At 63.1% G+C, this 19,289-nt stretch carries 18 protein-coding genes; 2 read left to right on the plus strand and 16 right to left on the minus strand.

Annotation, left to right across the window (positions count from 1 at the left end; translation table 11 throughout):
* Nucleotides 1-21: 21 nt before the first annotated feature.
* The 15 genes from EK373_RS11355 to EK373_RS11425 form a co-directional block, all read right to left on the minus strand.
* On the minus strand, nucleotides 22-1,548 hold the full coding sequence (locus EK373_RS11355; RefSeq protein WP_129642762.1) for a fumarate hydratase: 1,527 nt from the start codon (nucleotides 1,546-1,548) through the stop codon (nucleotides 22-24).
* Nucleotides 1,549-1,654: 106 nt separating this feature from the next.
* Complete coding sequence (locus tag EK373_RS11360) at nucleotides 1,655-2,104, minus strand: DUF1841 family protein (protein ID WP_129642763.1); 450 nt, start codon at nucleotides 2,102-2,104, stop codon at nucleotides 1,655-1,657.
* 62 nt (nucleotides 2,105-2,166) lie between these two features.
* Entirely contained in the window at nucleotides 2,167-3,126 is a 960-nt protein-coding gene (locus tag EK373_RS11365; protein ID WP_157994325.1) for an SDR family NAD(P)-dependent oxidoreductase, read from the minus strand.
* Nucleotides 3,123-3,770, minus strand: a complete 648-nt coding sequence (locus tag EK373_RS11370; RefSeq protein ID WP_129642765.1) for a M23 family metallopeptidase — start codon at nucleotides 3,768-3,770, stop codon at nucleotides 3,123-3,125. Before EK373_RS11370 ends, EK373_RS11365 begins: the two co-directional genes overlap by 4 nt.
* Entirely contained in the window at nucleotides 3,767-4,510 is a 744-nt protein-coding gene (nth, locus tag EK373_RS11375; RefSeq protein WP_129642766.1) for an endonuclease III, read from the minus strand. Before nth ends, EK373_RS11370 begins: the two co-directional genes overlap by 4 nt.
* The gene (locus EK373_RS11380; RefSeq protein ID WP_129642767.1) at nucleotides 4,507-5,196 is read right to left on the minus strand and encodes an Rnf-Nqr domain containing protein; all 690 of its coding nucleotides are present in this window, start codon (nucleotides 5,194-5,196) and stop codon (nucleotides 4,507-4,509) included. The genes nth and EK373_RS11380 overlap by 4 nt, the downstream gene beginning before the upstream one ends.
* Nucleotides 5,193-5,831 (minus strand): electron transport complex subunit RsxG, encoded by a 639-nt coding sequence (gene rsxG, locus EK373_RS11385; protein ID WP_129642768.1) that lies wholly within the window; start codon nucleotides 5,829-5,831, stop codon nucleotides 5,193-5,195. The genes EK373_RS11380 and rsxG overlap by 4 nt, the downstream gene beginning before the upstream one ends.
* A complete protein-coding gene (rsxD, locus tag EK373_RS11390) occupies nucleotides 5,815-6,852 on the minus strand; it encodes an electron transport complex subunit RsxD (protein ID WP_129642769.1) in 1,038 nt (345 codons plus the stop codon). The genes rsxG and rsxD overlap by 17 nt, the downstream gene beginning before the upstream one ends.
* Nucleotides 6,849-8,309 (minus strand): electron transport complex subunit RsxC, encoded by a 1,461-nt coding sequence (rsxC, locus tag EK373_RS11395; protein WP_129642770.1) that lies wholly within the window; start codon nucleotides 8,307-8,309, stop codon nucleotides 6,849-6,851. Before rsxC ends, rsxD begins: the two co-directional genes overlap by 4 nt.
* Complete coding sequence (locus EK373_RS11400) at nucleotides 8,306-8,809, minus strand: RnfABCDGE type electron transport complex subunit B (protein WP_129642771.1); 504 nt, start codon at nucleotides 8,807-8,809, stop codon at nucleotides 8,306-8,308. Before EK373_RS11400 ends, rsxC begins: the two co-directional genes overlap by 4 nt.
* A gap of 10 nt (nucleotides 8,810-8,819) precedes the next feature.
* Complete coding sequence (locus EK373_RS11405) at nucleotides 8,820-9,398, minus strand: electron transport complex protein RnfA (RefSeq protein WP_129642772.1); 579 nt, start codon at nucleotides 9,396-9,398, stop codon at nucleotides 8,820-8,822.
* Between the two features lie 24 nt (nucleotides 9,399-9,422).
* On the minus strand, nucleotides 9,423-11,531 hold the full coding sequence (gene metG, locus EK373_RS11410; protein ID WP_129642773.1) for a methionine--tRNA ligase: 2,109 nt from the start codon (nucleotides 11,529-11,531) through the stop codon (nucleotides 9,423-9,425).
* Between the two features lie 97 nt (nucleotides 11,532-11,628).
* Nucleotides 11,629-12,744 (minus strand): type IV pilus twitching motility protein PilT, encoded by a 1,116-nt coding sequence (locus tag EK373_RS11415; protein ID WP_129642774.1) that lies wholly within the window; start codon nucleotides 12,742-12,744, stop codon nucleotides 11,629-11,631.
* 3 nt (nucleotides 12,745-12,747) lie between these two features.
* On the minus strand, nucleotides 12,748-13,842 hold the full coding sequence (locus EK373_RS11420; protein WP_129642775.1) for a type IV pilus twitching motility protein PilT: 1,095 nt from the start codon (nucleotides 13,840-13,842) through the stop codon (nucleotides 12,748-12,750).
* A gap of 126 nt (nucleotides 13,843-13,968) precedes the next feature.
* Entirely contained in the window at nucleotides 13,969-16,410 is a 2,442-nt protein-coding gene (locus EK373_RS11425) for a HEAT repeat domain-containing protein (RefSeq protein WP_129642776.1), read from the minus strand.
* A 209-nt stretch (nucleotides 16,411-16,619) separates the two neighbouring features.
* Here EK373_RS11425 and apbC point away from each other — a divergent pair, with 209 nt between their 5' ends.
* Both apbC and dcd read left to right on the plus strand, forming a co-directional pair.
* Nucleotides 16,620-17,723, plus strand: coding sequence for an iron-sulfur cluster carrier protein ApbC (apbC, locus tag EK373_RS11430; protein WP_129642777.1), 1,104 nt, complete (start codon nucleotides 16,620-16,622; stop codon nucleotides 17,721-17,723).
* 50 nt (nucleotides 17,724-17,773) lie between these two features.
* A complete protein-coding gene (gene dcd, locus EK373_RS11435) occupies nucleotides 17,774-18,337 on the plus strand; it encodes a dCTP deaminase (RefSeq protein ID WP_129642778.1) in 564 nt (187 codons plus the stop codon).
* 24 nt (nucleotides 18,338-18,361) lie between these two features.
* On the opposite strand, the gene EK373_RS11440 is transcribed toward dcd, so the two are convergent.
* Nucleotides 18,362-19,231: a hypothetical protein gene (locus tag EK373_RS11440; protein WP_129642779.1), complete on the minus strand. Its 870-nt coding sequence runs from the start codon at nucleotides 19,229-19,231 to the stop codon at nucleotides 18,362-18,364.
* Between the last annotated feature and the right edge of the window lie 58 nt (nucleotides 19,232-19,289).

Below are 19,289 nucleotides of genomic sequence, written 5' to 3' on the forward strand. Positions count from 1 at the left end.
GTCCTTCCACCGCCTTGCTCCTTACATGACTTTCACGGGAATGCCGGCGATGCGCTTCTTCCATTCCGCCGGGCCGGTTTCGTGCACCGATTCGCCGCGGGCATCGACCGCGACGGTCACGGGCATGTCTTTCACTTCGAACTCATAGACCGCTTCCATACCGAGATCGCCGAATGCGACCACGCGGCTGGAGCGAATCGCCTTGGACACGAGATACGCGGAGCCGCCGACCGCCATCAGGTACGCCGCCTTGTGCTTGCGAATGGACTCGATTGCTTCGGGGCCGCGCTCGGACTTGCCAATCATGGCGATCAGGCCGGTCTTGCCGAGCATCATGTCGGTGAACTTGTCCATGCGCGTTGCCGTCGTCGGGCCGGCGGGGCCTACGGCTTCGCCCTTCACGGGATCGACGGGGCCGACGTAGTAGATCACGCGGTTCTTGAAATCCAGGCCCGGCGGCAAGGGCTCGCCCTTTTCGATCAGCGTGCTGATGCGCTTATGAGCGGCGTCGCGGCCAGTCAGCATCTTGCCCGACAGCAGCAAACGTTCGCCGGGCTTCCACGACGCCACGTCCTCACGCGTCAGTGCATCCAGATTCACTCGGCGCGATTCGGCTGACGCTTGATACGTGAGCTTCGGCCACAGTTCCAGATCCGGCGGATCGAGCTTCGCCGGGCCCGAGCCGTCGAGCACGAAATGCGCGTGACGAGTCGCGGCGCAGTTCGGAATCACCGCGACCGGCAATGACGCCGCGTGCGTCGGATAATATTTGATCTTCACATCGAGCACGGTGGTGAGGCCGCCGAGGCCCTGCGCGCCGATGCCGAGCGCGTTGATCTTGTCCATGATCTCCAGGCGCAGCGCTTCGAATTTGTCCTTCGGGCCGTGCTCGCGGATTTCATGAATGTCGATTTCTTCGAACAACGATTCCTTGGCCATCACCATGGCTTTCTCGGCGGTGCCGCCGATGCCGATGCCGAGCATGCCGGGCGGGCACCAGCCGGCGCCCATCTGCGGCACGGTTTTCACCAGCCAGTCGACGATGGAGTCGGACGGATTCAGCATCACCATCTTGGATTTGTTTTCCGAGCCGCCGCCCTTGGCCGCGACTGCGATGTCGAGCGTGTCGCCGGGCACGACTTCCATATGAATCACCGCGGGCGTGTTGTCCTTGGTGTTCTTTCTATCGAACAACGGATCGCCGACGATCGAGGCGCGCAGCATGTTGTCCGGATGGTTGTAAGCGCGCCGCACGCCTTCGTTGATCATGTCGCTCAGCGACAAGGTGGCGTCGGCCCACTGCACGTTCATGCCCACCTTGACGAACACGGTGACGATGCCCGTGTCCTGACAGATGGGCCGGTGGCCTTCGGCGCACATGCGCGAATTCACCAGAATCTGTTTGATCGCGTCCTTCGCGGCCGGGCTTTCCTCGCGCTCGTAAGCGGCCGCCATGGCCTGGATGAAATCGGGCGAGTGGTAATAGGAAATGTACTGCAGGGCGTCGGCGACGCTCTGGATCACATCGTCTTGCTTGATGGTCGGCATGGTTGCGGCGGCGGCGCCCCTGTGGGCTTACTTGGGCAGATCGAGAGGGGCGGAATCTACCATCGGCGTCCAGGGCCGGCCAGCACGCAGGCCGCGAACGCAGGCATCACTTTATGCGAAGGCCCGCCAGCTCCCGGATGCGACGTAAGTAGGCCTGCTCGTCGGGCGGACGGCCGGCGCGCTGCGCTTCCCACAGCGCCTCCGCCAGGCGTTCGATGATTTGATGTTCGGCGTCGTGCGGCGAGCTCAGGCGCGCCGCCAGGGCCTCGAAGGCGGCCCGGATGCCGGGCGGGCGATCGGTGCCGATCTGGTCGCGGACCGCCAGGTGCAGCCCCATGTGCAGGAACGGGTTGGACTGCCCGCTCTCGGGGCTGTAATCGCGATCGAGCACGGTGTCCGGGCGCTCCAGCGCCGCCTGGTATTCAGGATGGAGCGCGACCACGTCGGCGATCTGCGCTTCCAGCGGCTGCATCGGGACGCCTTCGCGATGCTTGCGCCAGGCATCGATGTACATCTGGCGCAGCTGATCGCGGGATTGGGTGTCGAAAATCGGCATGCGGCGATTCTAGCCGGTTCGAGTCGCGGCCAGGGTACTCCGCTATGGCGTGTGCATCCCTGTCAGGAATCGGGCGACGCCACCGCCCGAGTCAGTTCTGTCGACACCTGCCACAGCTTCGCGGCCATCGCGCGGTCCGTTTGCTGGGCGCTTTGCGGGGCGGGATTGCAGTCGGCAAAGTATTCGCCCGTCACTTTGGCGAGAGCAGGATTGGTCGCGGCATAACACACGGTCGCCGCGCCTTGCGCCGGTGTCTTCATGTTTGGCGGAGCGCTGGAGGTTGACAGGTTGCGGCGAATGTTTGTGTCCACCGGGCCCGGCGTTACGCAATTCGAGGTGGCGCGAGTGTCTCGCAGGCGTCGTGACAACTCGAGAGAGAACAAACCATTGGCGAGCTTGGAGTGGTGGTAGCCCTTCTTGTACCAGTGGCGGCCTGACAGGTCGGCGAACTGAATGCCACCCTGCGGCGCCTGTTTGTGATTGCCGCTGCCGACAGTCACGACACGGCCTTGCTCAGCGGCAATCACGCGATCGAGCAGCCGCTGCGTGAGAATGAAATGGCCGAGATGGTTGACGACGAATTGCTTCTCCAGGCCATTCACCTGCTGCCAGTCGTCGAGAATGATGCCGGCATTCAGAATCAGCATGTCGATGTTGACGTTCATGGCGCGAATGGTGCTCGCGCAGGCGCCGACTGACCCGAAATCCGCCAGTTCCAGCGCGACGGGCGTCGTCTTGCCGCTGACCTTTGCGCAAGCTTCCTTGCCCTTATCGAGCGTGCGAGCCGTGCCGATGACATGAGCGCCACGCAGGGCGAGAACGCGCATCGTTTCGAACCCAATACCGGAGTTGCACCCGGTGACCACGGCGGTCTTGCCGGCGAGATTCAAGCCGGCGGTGACTTCTTCGGCTGTCGATGCTCGTGTGAACGAGCTGCGCGGTGTTTCGGCTGAAGAGAATGCTGAGATGTGAGTCGCCGCCGTGGCGAGCGCGACTCGATAGAGAAGGTCGCGTCTATTCACTGCGCCGGGCACGATTCAGCGATGTAAACCGCATCTTTGAGCACGGCGCCCGCAACGTTGCAGAAGCGCACATTGCGTTCTCGTTTGCTGTTGTCATTGTCGAGTAGAAAACCGCCCGCGTCGATCGGGTTGGTTGCATCCGGCACGGCCACTTCGAAATGCAGATGGTCGAGCATGGCGCAACCGACCGCGCCTTCCTCGCCCAGGTACGTGCCCGCCTCGACCTGGTCGCCGACGCGCAGTTTGGCGCCTTGGGTAATGGAGCCCCGCCGCAGATGCGAATAGTTGGTCCACTCGCCGTTGTCGTGCGCGATCCAGATGAAGTTGTTGCGGCAGTCCGCGGCAGCGCGGCCGCTTTGTTGTTCGCCGTAGCTGTCTTGAATCGCCACCACCTTGCCCGCAGCAGCGGCGACAATCCGGTATGGCGCTTTGCCTCCAGTGCCCGTCATGTCGATGCGACCGATCGGTCGATGCGTGTTCGCATCGTCAAAGATTTTGATGCGAGTGCCGTCCGCGTACGGCAACCGGTACACGCCTGCGCTATTCGGAAGCGGCAGCGGTGCGTCAGTGGCAGCCGGTGCGAGTGGGGCGAACACGGTCAGCAGCAGGGCCGATCGATAGATCCCTTGCGGATTCAGATTCATACGCTTCCTCGTGCTTTGATCGATGATCTCGGGCGCGAATTCTTCCGCGGCCGCGCGGCGGTTCTGGGCTTCTTGGCGAACATGCTATGTCGTTCCTTCGTCTGCTCTGCGGGCGTTTTTTCCTTGTACTCGCACAAATCCAGGATCACACACTCCGGGCACTTCGGTTTGCGTGCGATGCAAGTGTAGCGGCCGTGCAGGATCAGCCAATGATGCGCGTCGTGTGCGTACTCCGGCGGTACGACCTTCAAGAGATGATCTTCGACCGTGCGCACGTTGTCGCCGGGCGCGAGGCCGGTGCGATTCGAGACACGGAAGATGTGGGTGTCGACGGCGATCGTCGGGTGGCCGAACGCGGTGTTCAGAATGACATTCGCCGTCTTGCGGCCGACGCCGGGCAACGCTTCCAGCGCCTCGCGCGATTCGGGAACCTGGCCGCTGTGCTGCTCGACCAGGATGCGACAGGTGGCGATCACGTTCTTCGCCTTGGTGTTGAACAGGCCGATGGTCTTGATGTACTTCGAAAGTCCGTCCACGCCGAGCGCCAGCATGGCCTGCGGCGTGTTCGCGTGTTTGTACAGCTCGCGCGTGGCGAGATTGACGCTCTTGTCCGTGGCCTGCGCCGAGAGGATCACCGCGATCAACAACTCGAACGGCGTGGAATATTCCAACTCGGTCGTGGGCTTGGGATTGGCGGCCTTGAGGCGCTCGAAAATCGCGGCGATCTTTTTTCGGTTCATGATGCGGTGGGATTGCGGCTGGCTATCCAGTTGCGCACGGCGATCAGCAGGCCCAGTGAAATGAATGCGCCCGGCGGCAGCATGGCGAGCAGGAAGCCCATATCGACGCTGAAGACTTTGATCTCCAGGTGCTCGCCCCAGTTGCCGAACAGCGTGGCTGCGCCGCTGAGCAATGAGCCGCGGCCCACCAGTTCGCGAGCGAAGCCTAGTGCAATCAATGTCAATGCGATGCCGAGGGCGATGCGCACACTGCGGATGAGCGCCGTGCCGCGGCTTACATCGCGTGCTTGGATGTGATCGATCACAACGATATTCACGGCCACCAACGGCAGGAACACGCCGAACGATGCACCGAGATCGTGGAACCACGCGCGCATGAAGAGTTCTGCCGCTGTCACGAGTCCGGCGGTGACGAGCAGGCTGGCGGGAAGAACAATCGAGTCAGCGAGCCAGCGGCGGAGGGCGCTGAGCAGGAGCGTCGCCAGCGGAAAGATCACTAGCACCAGTGTGCTGAAGCCAAGCGCTTTGACCACGGTGTCGCTGACCGCGAGCAAAGGGCACAAGGCAAGCAGCTGTAACGTGCTGCCGAACGCGCGGTGCCGCGCCGGAGGCGGAGGGAGGTTGCTCGCGGCGCCCGGCCTGACGCTCAGGCCTTCGATGCTCTCGTTTGGCGACGGTACGCTCATTGCGGCTTGCCGTCCTGATACAAACGATCCTCATTGCCTTGATAGAACTCCAGCGTGCGGCGTACGGCCTTCACGATGGCGCGCGGCGTAATCGTCGCGCCGGTGAACGCGTCGAAGTCACCGCCGTCCCGACGCACGGTCCAGCGTTGCTGCGGCGGTTTCGTTAGCGACAGTCCGCGAAACTCACCGAGCCAGCCGGCATCGCGGTTCTCGAATGCGTCGCCGAGCCCGGGAGTTTCATTGTGACGAATCACCTGCACGCCGAGCAGTTGGCCGCCGGGCGCGATGGCGACCAGCAACTCGATCGGCCCGCGATAGCCATCCGGTGCAACCGGTCGAAGGGCAACCGCGACAGGCAGTCCGGCTTTGCGCATGCGATATGCGATGATCGGTGTCGCCGCGCCGAGCAGATCGGGCGCCATGACTTCCGTGATATCGACGAGCGGGTCGTTGTCGTAACTCTTTGGCGGCACCAGCGCATCCAGATGTTGTTTGATCCAGACTTGCTGGTTGCGAGCGATGCGATCGCGCGTGAGATTCGCAAACGTGACCAACCCGACCGTGAGCACCGCCGCGATGATCGCGAGCGTCGCCGTAGGTGCGGCGATGTGTCGCTTGTCAGCGGGCGTGGCCATAGATGCGCGGAATGGTGTAGCGGTCGATGAGCGGCACTGACAAGTTCATTAGCAGCACCGCGAAGGCCACGCCATCCGGATAACCGCCCCAGGTGCGGATGACATAGGTCAGCACGCCAATGCCGGCGCCGTAGATCAAACGACCGCGATCGCTGGTCGCTGCCGAGATCGGGTCGGTGGCGATGAAGAAAGCGCCCAACACGCTCGCACCGGACGTGAGATGGAAGATCGGGCCCGCGTACGTGCCTGGATCGATCATGTACATCAGCGATGCACACACGACGATGGCGCTGAGCATGGCAACGGGAATGTGCCAGCGGATGATGCGTAACTGGAGCAAGGCGAGGCCGCCGGCCAGCGTCGCGACGTTGATCCATTCCCAGCCTCGACCGCCGAGCGTGCCGAAGATCGGCGCCGCTTGCGCCTCGGCCATCGTCATGCCCATCTTCAGATTGGTTCGTAGCGCATCGAGCGGCGTCGGCGACGTTACTGCGTCCCAGGTGAGCCGCGATGGCAGAGATCCAGTGAGAATCGCCTGGATCGTTTCGCCAATCGATAACTTGACGTGCTCGATGTCCATGCCCGCGGGGGGCAACCACTGCAACAGTTGCACGGGAAACGATACGAGCAGCACGGCGTAACCGACCATGGCCGGATTGAACGGGTTCGCGCCCAGGCCGCCATACAAATGTTTCGCCAGCAAAACGGCGAATGCCGTGCCGCTTACCACCAGCCACCACGGGGCCAGCGGCGGCAGGCACAGTGCCAGCAGCATCGCGGTCACAATTGCGCTGCCATCTTTCAAGAACGGCTCGAGCGGCTTGCGCCGCAAGCGCAACGCCAGCGCTTCTGAGATCAGCGCCGTCGCCGCGCCGAGCACAATCTGCACCAGCAATCCCGCGCCGAAGAACACTACGTGCAACGCCACCGTCGGCAGCAATGCATAGATAACAATCCGCATGACCCGCCCGACGCTGTCATGAGCGACCACATGCGGAGCCGGTGCGGTGGGGAAGGTCATGAAGTGGGTTCGTTCTTGGGTCGACGCTTCTCCGCCAGTTTCGCACGATGCTCGGCTTCAAGGCGCGCGAGGCGTTCGTTACGGGCGAGGAAGCGGGCACGGGCGGCGTGGGCGGAGAGGTGAGCGTCGAGCTCGCGGGTGAGCAGCGGCTTGGCTTCGCGGAAGCGCTCGACGAGCGGGATCTGGCTGGGGCACACGTAGTCGCAGCAGCCGCATTCGATGCAATCGAGCAGGCCGTGACGGGCAAGCTGGCCGCCGTCGAACGGTTGCAGGTACCAGTGCAATTGCTGAGGCAGCAGGAAAGCAGGACATACTTGTGAGCAGTTGCCGCAGCGGATGCACGGCATCTCCAGGCCGCGGGGCTGAAGATCGAGAGCGGAAGCCGCGATGATGCAGTTGGTTGCTTTCACGACGGGTAGATCGTCGTGAGACAACGAGGTGCCCATCATCGAGCCGCCCATGATGAGACGCGACATGCGCTCGGTGTAGCCGCCGCAATCGGCGATGAGACTGGAGAAGGGAGTGCCGATACGCGTTTCCCAGTTGCCGGCCTCTCTCACTCCGTCGCCGGTAACAGTGACGATGCGGCTCACCAACGGTTGTCCATCGCGAATCCAGCGAGCGATGGCAGCCGCGGTGCCGACGTTTTGACAGACGACGCCGATGTCCGCGGGCAAGCCGTCGTGGGGCACTTCGGCATCGAACACCGTTGCGATCAGTTGTCGCTCGCCGCCGGCTGGATAAATGGCCGGCACGACTTTGATGCGAACTCTGGGATCGGCGGCTTTGTCGACGGCCTGGCGCAGGGCGGCCTGCGCTTCGGGCACATCGTCTTCGATCGCGATCGTGCAGTTCGGCGAGCACAGCGCGTGTAGCAACGCCCGGGCGCCGAACACGATGTCCTCGGCGCGCTCGCGCATCAGCACTTCGTCGCAACTGATGTACGGCTCGCACTCCGCTCCGTTGAGCAGCAGCTGCGGGCCGTTCTCGCACAACGAGCTTTCGAGTTTGTTCGCGGTCGGGAACGCGGCGCCGCCCAAGCCCACGATGCCGCCGCGAGCGATGTGCTCGCAGGCCTCGTTCGGCGAGATCTGTTCGAACGAAACGATGGCCGCGGCGTTGTCGAATCGCTCGTCGCGACCATCGTTGGCAATCACGATGCTGAGCGTCGGCGCACCCATGCGATGCGGCGCCGGCCGAGGCTCGATGGCGATCACTTCGCCAGACACGGGCGCGTGCAACCAGGCGCTGATGCCCGGCGCAGGCTGCGCAATCGGTTGCCACATGCGGACGCGATCGGCAGGCTTCACCAGCGGCACGGCTGGCAGGCCGGAGTGCTGATCGAGCGGAATCACATAGCGCTCGACCAGACTCGCCGCGCGGATCGGGGCTTTGGTGGAGCGCTGCTTGTGCGCTTCGATGCGCAGACCGCCGGCGAGTAATTCTCGGGCGGTCATCGTGCAACCGCGGGCGCCGGTCGCATGACGATGCAATCGACCGGGCAGGGTGGAATGCACAACTCACAGCCGGTGCAGTCCGCCGCGATCACCGTATGCATATGGCGTGAAGCGCCGACGATGGCATCGACGGGGCACGCTTGAATGCACTTGGTGCAGCCGATGCAGGCGTCCTCTTCGATGAAAGCGACCGCCGGATGGTCGGGCACGACGCCGAATTCCTTGCCCACCGGCTTGGGCTCGACGCCCATGAGGCCGGCCAGTGCTTTCGCCGTGCGTTCGCCGCCGGGCGGGCATTGATTGATATCGGCCGCGCCTCGCGCGATGGCTTCCGCATACGGCCGGCAGCCTTCGAAGGTGCAGCGGCGGCATTGTGTCTGTGGCAGCAGCGCGTCGATGCGATCGGCCAGAGAGATTTCTCTGGGCGCGCCGGCAGTGGCAACGCTCGCAACGCCGGCAAGCGCGGCGAGGACGACGATTGTGACGAGCGCGGTAATCATCGCGAGTTCGTCATTCCTGAATCAGCCCGGTGAACCCCATGAACGCCAGCGCCATGATGCCAGCACTCACCAGCGCGAGCGGTGCGTCCCGAAACACCTTGGGCACGTCGGCATGTTGTAACCGGTCGTGCATGGCCGCGAACGCCAGCATCAAAAAGCCCAATGCCACGGCCATCGCAATGGAGAATGCCACGGCGTCGACAATATTCTGCATCCGTGCGTCGACCATCAGCGCGATGCCGAGCACGGCGGAGTTCGTTGTTACGAGCAGGGTGAAACCGGGGCGCTGCGGCTGCAGGCGGCCGTCACGCCGCAGGGCGAACTCAACCAGCGGCACGACCGCCACTGCCACGATCACGAATACAAACGTTCGCAGGTAGCCCAGCGCGTTCGGCTCCAGCAGCCAGCTCGACAGCGACCAGGCGATTGCGGCCACGACCGGAATCGCAATCAGCGAAGCGATTGCCAAGCCCTGTGCGCCTTGCAAAGTGCCCGTGACGGCTTCGAACGGCCGCCACGAGGGCATGCGTGTCAGTGCCATCACGTTCACCAGGACGGCGCTGAGCAGAATGAGCAAGAGCGCGGACATGGTTAGAGCGCTGCCGCCGCGTTGCTATTTCACTTTCATGCCTGCGGTCGCGCCGGAATCCGGCGAGAGCAGGAAGATATCTTTGCCGCCCGGACCCGCCGCCAACACCATTCCCTCGGACATTCCAAAGCGCATCTTGCGCGGCTTCAGATTGGCGAGCATCAGCGTGAAGCGGCCGACCAGCTGATCCGGCGTGTACGCGGAGCGAATGCCGGCAAACACCGTGCGCTGACTCTCGCCGAGATCCAGCGTGAGCTTGAGCAGTTTGTCGGCGCCTTCGACGGCATCAGCTGCCACGATCTTTGCGATACGCAGATCGAGCTTCGCGAAATCCTCGACGGTGACTTCGGCCAGCGCGCCCACCGGTGGAGTTTCCTCGGCCGGTTTGGCCGGCGTCGTGGACGCGACGGTCGTGGCCTTCGCGGCTGGCTTTACTTCCGGCTCGCCGTTATCGAACAGCGCGACCAGTTGTTTTGGATCGACGCGCTGGAGCAGATGCTCATAGGCGCCGATCTCGTGACCTTCCGGCAGCCACTGATGCTGACCCCAGCGCATCTGCGCATCGCTCAGTCGCAGGAAGCCCTGCACCTTGCGCGCAGTCTCCGGCAGCACCGGCGCCAGCAATACGGTGAGGTACCAGAACAAGTTCAAGGCGGTCGAGCACACCTGGTGCAGTCGCTGTTCTTCGCCGGCGACCTTCGCCAGCTCCCACGGCTTGGCGGAGTCGATGTATTGATTCACGCGATCGAGCAACGAGCCGATCTCGCGCATCGCCTTGCCGAACTCGCGGCCTTCATACAACTCGCCGATGCGATTCCAGCATTCGCTGTCGCTGACGAAATCCTGCGCCAACTGTTGCGCGGCTGGATCGAGCGCGCCGAGCTTGCCGCCGAAACGTTTGGTGATGAACCCGGCGCAGCGGCTGGCAATGTTCACGTACTTGCCGACCAGGTCGGAGTTCACGCGCGCGACGAAATCATCGGGGTTGAAATCGATGTCTTCGACATACGCGTTGAGCTTGGCGGCGAGGTAATAGCGCAGCCACTCGGGATTCATGCCGAGCTCGAGATAGCGAACCGGGCTCAGGCCGGTGCCGCGAGACTTCGACATCTTCAGGCCGGACACGGTGATGAAGCCGTGCACATAGACGTTGTCCGGAACCTTGCGGCCCGCGAACTTCAGCATCGCCGGCCAGAACAGCGTGTGGAAGTAGATGATGTCCTTGCCGATGAAGTGGATCTGCTGGACGTCATCCGACGTGATGAACTGTTCGAACGTGCGCGATTCGCCGTTCGCCTTCGCCTTGCCGGTCGTGAAATAGTTCTTCAACGACGCGAGATAACCGACCGGCGCGTCCAGCCACACATAGAAATACTTGCCCGGCGCGTCCGGAATCGGGATGCCGAAGTAGGGCGCGTCGCGGGAGATGTCCCAGTCGCCCAGTTCCCGGTCCCCTTTGCCGGTGAGCCATTCGCTGGCCTTGTTCGCCACCGAAGGCTGCAAACGTCGGGTCCACTCGGTGAGGAGTTCGACGCAGCGCGGGTCGGACAGCTTGAAAAAGAAATGATCCGACGACTTCAGCACCGGCTTGGCGCCGGACAGCGTCGAATAGGGATTGATCAGGTCGGTGGGCGAATACACCGAGCTGCAGACCTCGCAGGCGTCGCCGTACTGATCCTTGGAGTGGCAGTTCGGGCATTCGCCTTTGATATATCGATCGGCGAGGAACATGTTCTTCACCGGATCGAAGAATTGTTCCACCGGCTCGCGGTAGATCAGGTCGTTGGCTTGGAGCGCGCGATAGATCTCCTGAGATAACTCGGTGTTCTCGGGCGAGTGAGTCGAATGCCAGTGATCGAAGCTCAGCAGGAACCCGTTCAGCGACTGCGGGCGGCCGGCGGCGATGCGAGCGATCAGCGCTTCCGGGGTGATGCCTTCGGCTTCGGCCTTGAGCATGATGGGCGCCCCGTGAGCGTCATCCGCGCCCATCCAGTGGACCTTGTGGCCCTGCAGGCGCTGGAACCGCACCCAGATGTCGGCCTGGATGTACTCCATGATGTGACCGATGTGGAACGGTCCATTGGCGTACGGCAGGGCGGTCGTGACGAAATAATTACGAGGTGCGGCAGTCATTTAGGCGCGGGAGGGCAGCGGCAAAGAGCCAAATTATTCCACATGTGGAACGATTCCACATGTGGAACGATCCGGCGCGGCTGGCAGCTGTCCGCTGTCAGCCCATGTCCTTGAACTGCTCGAACTTCGCCTTGTTGATGGCCTTCTGGTAGGCGTGCTTGCCGCTGATGATGGCCTTGTCCAGCAAATCCTGGATCGCGCTGTCCATCAGGCGCATGCCGTGTGCCGCGCCGCTCTGCATGGCGTTCTCGAGCTGGTCGAGCTTGCCCTGGCGGATCAGGTTGGCCACGGCCGGGGTGTTCACCAGGATCTCGTGGGCCGCGACGCGGCCGGGCTTGCCCGCTCGGGGAATCAGCTGCTGCGAGATCACACCTCGCAGCGAGGTCGAGAGCATCGCTCGTACGTGCGACTGCTTATCTGCCGGGAACGCGTTCACGATGCGATCGACGGTCGGCGCCGCGCCGTTGGTGTGCAGTGTGCCCATCACCAGAATGCCCATCTCGGCGGCGGTCACCGCAATGCTCATGGTTTCGTAGTCGCGCAACTCGCCGACCAGAATCACGTCCGGATCTTCACGCAGTGCCGAGTGCAGCGCCTCGGAGAACGACGGACTGTGCGTGCCGATCTCGCGCTGGCTCACCAGGCAGTTCTTGCGCTGATGCACGAACTCGATCGGGTCCTCGATGGTCAGGATGTGACCTTTGAGCCGCAGGTTCATGTCATCGATCATCGCGGCCAGCGTGGTCGACTTGCCGGAGCCGGTCTTGCCGGTCACCAGGATCAGGCCGTTGTTCACTTTGCACAGGTTGCGGATCGCATCCGGCGCATTGAGCTGGTCCAGCGTCAATGCTTTGGAAGGAATGGCCCGGCACACGCAGCCCAGACCATACAAATGCCGCATGACATTGACGCGGAAGCGCGAGACGCCGGGAATGATGTACGCGAAGTCGGCGCCGTGCTTTTCTTCCAGGCGCATCAGTGCGGCGCGCGGCATGATCTCTTTCAATGTTTCTTCGACGAACTGCGCCGTCAGCGGCTCCGGCCGGAGGTTGTGCAGCTCGCCATATAAACGAATGCGCGGCGGGTCGCCGGCGATGAAGTGCAGGTCCGAGCCGTTCTTGCTCAGCACTTCCTTGAGGAACTCGTCGATCTTGCGCGGCACATAAGCGCTCTGCGTCGCGCCGGCTACGGCTTGGCTGGGTTCTGTGCTCATAGATCAGCTCGGCGCCAGGTCGAGCTTGGGCAGTACGCTGGTATCAGTGACGAAGCGCGCGAACAGCTTCTTGTCGTTCGCGTAGACATAGGCGTCGTCGGGATCGATCTCCTTGGCCTGCACGTTGGCGAGCAGCGACTGGTCGAGCATCTGCATGCCCAAGTCCTTGCCCATCTGCAGCTGCGAGGGAATCTGGTGCGTCTGATCGGTCATGATCAGCTTGCCGATGGCGCGCGTGACCACCATGATTTCGCAGATCGCCTTGCGGCCACGCTGATCGGCGGTCTTCACCAGCACCTGCGTGACGACGGCGAGCAGGCTGTTCGCAAGGAACGCCTTGGTCTGCTCGCGCTCATCGGCGGGCAACGCGTCGACGATACGATCGATGGTTTTCACCGCGCCCGTCGTGTGCAGCGTGCCGAGCACCAGGTGGCCGGTTTCCGCCGCCGTCATCGCCCAGCGGATGGTATCGGCATCGCGCAACTCGCCGACCAGAATCACGTCTGGATCCTCACGCATGGCTGCGCGCACGCCTTCGGAGAAGGACGGCAGATGCGTGTTCAGCTCGCGCTGGATGACCTGGCTTTGTTTGCTCTTGTGCACGAACTCGATCGGATCTTCCAGGCTGATGATGTTCAGCCGGCGCGTCGAGTTCAGGTAATCGATCATCGCCGCGAGCGTGGTCGACTTGCCCGTGCCGGTGGAGCCGGTGACCAGGATCATGCCCTGGTGGTTGTCGCACAGCTTCTTGACGATGGGCGGCAGCGCCAGCCGGTCGATGGTCGGCACGTCCGACGGAATGGCTCGGAACGTCGCGCCCACCCCCGTTTCCTTGCGGAAGACGTTGACGCGGAACCGCCCGCCAGTGCCGGAGACGTACGAGAAGTCGACGTCATGGCCTCGGCGCAGCTGCTCCTGGTGGCCGCGATTCATGATCTCGACGATGTAACCTTCGAGCTCGGACTGGCTCAGGTCGCGGAACTTGATCGGCAGCAGGTCGCCATGCATTCGCAACATGGGCGGCAGGCCGACCGCGAAATGGATGTCGGAGCAGCCTTGGTCGGTGCCGAGCTTCAAAAAGGCGTCTATTCGGGCCATGCGAAGAACTGAGGTGCCGTGGCGGGCGGGAGCCTACCGTGTAAGGGCGGGTCGCCGCCACTGCAAGCGACCAACGGGCGGCCCGTGCTGATCGGCGGGCCGTCAAAAATCCGTCAGGGCAGGGGATCAGGTCAGGGCTTTTTCCAGCGCCTCGCGCAGCTCGTCCATGCTCTGGTAGCGCTTGGCTTTGTCCACCGACATGGCCTTGCTGACCAGCTCGGACAGCGGGCGGGGCAGTTGCGTGTTGACCTCGATCGCCGACTTCGCCTTGCCCTGCACGTGCTGGTACATGACCGACATGTGGTCGCCGCGGCTGTAAGGCGGCACGCCCGTGACCATTTCATACAGGATCACGCCGACGCTGTAGATGTCGGCGCGCTCATCGACCTTCTTGCCGAGGATCTGCTCGGGCGCCATGTACTTGGGCGAGCCGATCACGTAGCCGGTCTTGGTGAGCTGCGTATCGCCTTCCTTCTGCGCGGCGGCCACGCCAAAGTCCACGATCTTGAGCAGCCCCTCGTTGTTGATCAGGATGTTCGCGGGCTTCAAGTCACGGTGCACGATGCCGGCCTGGTGCGCGATGGTCATGCCGGTGCAGATATCGATGCCGTACTTGATGGCGCGCGGCAACGGCAGCGGCTTCTCGTTGACGATTTCGCTGCCGAGCGTGTGCGAGGGGAAATACTCCATCGAAATGGCGTAGTTGCCGCGCATGTACAGGAAGTCATAGATGCGGATGACGTTCCGGTGCGTGATCTTGCGCGAGTAGCGCAGCTCGTGCACGAAACGTTTCATCATCTCCTCGTCCTGCGCCACGTTCGGGTTCAGGAACTTGAGGATCAGCCGCTCCTCGACCACCGTATCTTCCATCAACAGCACGGTGCCGAACGCGCCCTTGCCGATCTTCTCGATGAACTTGTAGCGGCCTTCAACCACATCGCCCGGCTTGAGCGTGCCGATATCGAGCTTGGCGCTGGCCGCCGCCGATTCCTCGGCCTTCTTGATCACTTGATCGACGTCGCCGCGATCGATCAGCAGCGTGCGCGCCGGTTCTGCACCCATGGTCCGGCCCGGGCTCCGTGCCGGCTCGGAGCCGGTGCGGCTGGCCTTGATGGCGGCAGCGACGGCGGTGCTCGAGTAGCGCAGGTCGATGTCTTCGATCGCGCGGATCGCGGCGGACTCGATCGTCGGATCGTTCGCGCTCGAGCCTGCGGCTTGAATGTAGCTGCGCACGGCATCGGCGCGCTTGTCGTCGGCGAGACGGGCGAGGGCATTGATGGCCTCGACCTTGATTTCCTTTTCCGGCCGATCCAACAGCTGCACCAGCGGTTCGATCACGCGCGTGTCGCCCAGTTTGCCGAGCGCCCGCACGACGGTCGGCAGCGAGCGTGTGTTATCTGTTTTCAGCAGATCCATCAGCGCGGGCATGGCCTTCTTGCTGCCGATTTCGGCGAGCGCATCGACGGCGCGCTCGCTGACCCACCAGTCTTTGTCCTTGGTGGCCTCGATCAGGAAGTTGATAGCACGCTCGTCCTTGGTCTGGTTCAGGATCTCGATGGCGGCGCGCCGCACGTCTTCATCTTCATCGCGGATCAGCTCGATCACGGCATCGACGACGCGCGGGCCGCCGATCTTGCCGAGCGCGTCGGCGGCGCGGGTTCGGACCCACCAGTCGTCATCCTTGATGACCTGCAACAGATGTTTGATGTCGTTGGCGGTGCCGAGATGGTTCAGCACTTCGACGCCGGCGCGGCGGGCGTACTCGTTCTCGTCCTTGAGCACCTCGATGAGATATTTCATCGTGTCCGGATCCTTGGCGCGCACCACCACGTCGATGGCGCGGTTGGCGACTTCCAGGTCCGGATCGCGCAGCAGCTGGCAGATCGGTCCGATGTTCAACGGGCCATCCATCTTCGACAGCGCGTTCAGCGCCGCTTGCCGAATCATCTTATTCGGGTCGCGCAGCTGAGTCTGAATGGCCTGCGACACCTCCGGCCGGTTGAAGCGGGCCAGGATGTTGATGATGTGGATGCGGGCGGTCGAGTCCTTGCCTTCGATGCGGCTGATCAGCTCGGGCAGGGCCGACTCATCGGCCAGCTCGGCGACGATCTTGAACAGCGCGGCCTTTTCGTTCGCCTCCTGGCTGTAAGCGTGCTGCAGCAGGTCGCGCACGGTGAAGCGGCCCTTCTGACTCGCGATCACTTCGAGAATGGTCGGCTTGGGCATCTCGGCCCGGCCGAGCAGCTCGATCAGCAGGTTGGCGCTGTAGTTGCGGCTGGCGGCCAGCGCTTGGCCGATGGCCTGGACGGTGCGCGGGCTGCCCTCGGCCATGCCTTCAGCCAGGATCGCAAAGCTCTTGTTGTCGATCAGCTGGGTCAGGATGTCGGTGTAGACCGCGGTTTCCTTGCGATCGGCGACGGCTAGCGTGTCCAGGATCTTGGGGATGGCGCCCGGACCGATCTTCGCGAGCTTTTGCAGCGCTTTTTGCGAATCCGGATGCAGCGGGTCCCCGATCTGGCGGATCTCGGCGATCAGGCGCTCTGCTCTCAGATCGGAAAAAAAACTCATCTAGAAGTCCGGTATCCGTTTCTTAGTGGCGCAGCTGCCATGCGCACTGCATATTGCCGCGCATTATGCCACGGCTGACGAGCAGCAAGTTCAGGTCGGGCATTTCCTCTCTAGGTCGGTCCTGGCGCCATCGGTCGAAAGCCGCACGCGGGGCCGAGTCTTCAGGCCAGATCCGCTACAATCCGCGACCCACTCAGCTGGGCTATTCGATGAGCTCCGAAACTACTGTGCACGAATCCGAGCTGCGCCAGCTCCTGGGCGCCTACGTGGACCCCTATCTCGGTCTGACGCTGGAGCGCGCCGGTTCCCTCAAGACCGTCCAAGTCGGCAACGGCGACGCCGCGGTGAGCGTCGAGCTGGGCTTTCCGGCCGGCCGCTATGGTACAGAGTTGGCCGCCGAACTGGAGCGTCGGGCGCGCTCGCTGGGCTGGCTGAAACAGCTGAAGGTCGATGTCAGCTGGCGCGTTGCTTCGCACTCGGTGCAGAAGAATCTGAAGCCCATCCAGGGGATCCGGAACATCATCGCGGTTGCCTCCGGCAAGGGCGGCGTGGGCAAGTCCACGACCGCAGTGAACCTGGCGCTGGCCCTGGCGCACGACGGCGCGGCAGTCGGCCTGCTCGATGCCGACATTTACGGCCCGAGTCAGCCGCAAATGATGGGCCTCAGCCGCGAAAAGCCCACCAGCCCGGATGAGAAAACGATGCTTGCGCCGGAGGCCTATGGCCTGAAGGTGATGTCCATCGGCTTTCTGGTGGACGTGGAGCAGCCCATGGTCTGGCGCGGGCCGATGGCCACGCAGGCGCTGCTGCAGTTGCTCGAGGCGACGCGCTGGGGCGATCTCGACTATCTCATCGTCGACATGCCGCCGGGCACGGGAGACACGCAGCTCACGCTCGCTCAGCGCGCACCGGTCAGCGGCGCCGTGATCGTGACCACTCCGCAGGACATCGCGCTGCTGGATGCCCGCAAGGGCCTGCGAATGTTTCAGAAGGTCGAAGTGCCGGTGCTCGGCGTGGTCGAGAACATGAGCACGCACGTGTGCTCGAACTGCGGCTTCGAGGAACATATCTTCGGCGCGGGCGGCGGTAAGCGGATGGCGGAACAGTACGGCGTCGAATTGCTGGGAGAGTTGCCGCTGGATATTCGAATTCGAGAGCAAGCGGACGGCGGTCGGCCGACCGTGGTTGCCGAACCGGACAGCAATCTCGGCCGTGCCTACATCGATCTCGCGCGCCGCACGGCGGCCCGCCTGGTGGTCACGGGTTTGCAGCCCGCCGCGGCGTTCCCAAATATCTCTGTCGAAGACACCTGAACGGTCGTCGTCAGTCACCAGTCGTTAGTCATCAATCACTTCGGGAAATCATGAGCATCAAGTCTGATCGCTGGATTCGTCGCATGGCTGCGCAAGGCATGATCGAACCCTTCGAGCCGGGACAGGTCCGCACGGCCAACAATGGCAAGATCATTTCGTACGGCACCTCGAGCTATGGCTACGACGTGCGTTGCGCGAACGAATTCAAGATCTTCACCAACATCAATTCGACCATCGTCGACCCGAAGGACTTCGATTCGAAGAGCTTCGTCGATGTGACTTCGGATGTCTGCATCATCCCGCCGAATTCCTTCGCGCTCGCCCGCACCGTCGAATACTTCCGCATTCCGCGCAACGTGCTGACGATCTGCCTCGGCAAGTCCACTTACGCCCGCTGCGGCATCATCGTGAACGTCACCCCGCTCGAGCCGGAGTGGGAAGGCCACGTTACCCTCGAGTTCTCCAACACCACTACGCTGCCCGCGAAAATCTACGCCAACGAAGGCGTCGCGCAGATGCTGTTCCTGGAGTCCGATGAAGTTTGCGAGACCTCATACAAGGACCGCGGCGGCAAATATCAGGGCCAGAAGGGCGTGACGCTGCCTCGCGCCTGACGTGCCTGTGGACCTGCGTGGCTCTCAGCGCGCAGGTCTGCCTCTTTCGCCGCGGAAGCTCGGGTCGAGGCTCGCGTCCGCAATTTCGGAAGGCACATCCGAGTGGGCGAGTGTTTGCACCACTCGACGCCGACCGACCATCGCGCCGGCAATGGCCGCGATCAGCGAGATGAGCATCGCGCCGAAGGTAATCCACGCAGCCTTGGTTGCTTCATCCTGAGCGCGTTCCGCCATGGCTGGCAGTTGGGCGCGGGCGCGCTCCATCATCTGGGCCGTGCCTTGACGTACTGCTGCCGCTGCGGCCTGCGGATCATTCGCCGCCGCCTCGACCTGGCGCGATACGTCGGCGAGCTGCGAACGAACTTCCTGCTCCGACATGCCGGTTGCGCCTGCAATGGTCTGAGCCGTGCGCGGGTCATCGAGACGCTGACGGATTCGCTGCACATCGCCCGCAGACAAATCCTCTATTCCTGCCATGCTCGCCCCGATCGTCTGGCCGATGCCGCCGAACAGCCCGGATATGCCATTGGCTACCAGCTGTACGCCGCTGCTCGCCAGCCACAATACGACCAGAAAGCTCAGTACCCACACCAAGGCGCCTTCGAACGCGCCCGCGGCCCTGTCGAACACCATGCCCAGCCGCGTCGCCGCCATTCCACCTACAAACAGCGCGATCAAAAGAGACAAACCGCTCCAGATCGCGGCGCCGGTGCCGAATGTGTCGGCCTCGGTTTGCCCGGGGTCGACGGCGGAAATGCCGATTGCGAGTCCGAGTGTAGTTAGAAACAGCAATGTGCCCATGACGGTGAGCACACCAGCCCAGATTCCACCCCAGGAAATCTTGAAGCCTGAGACGGGGACGACATCGAGGTGCTCGTGAACGACGGTGGCCATGGCATATCTCCAGACGATCTGCCTGTCCAATGGGCCGTAAACAAACAAGTTCCGGCGC

This window comes from Peristeroidobacter agariperforans (genome assembly GCF_004138335.1).
GTDB lineage: Bacteria > Pseudomonadota > Gammaproteobacteria > Steroidobacterales > Steroidobacteraceae > Steroidobacter > Steroidobacter agariperforans.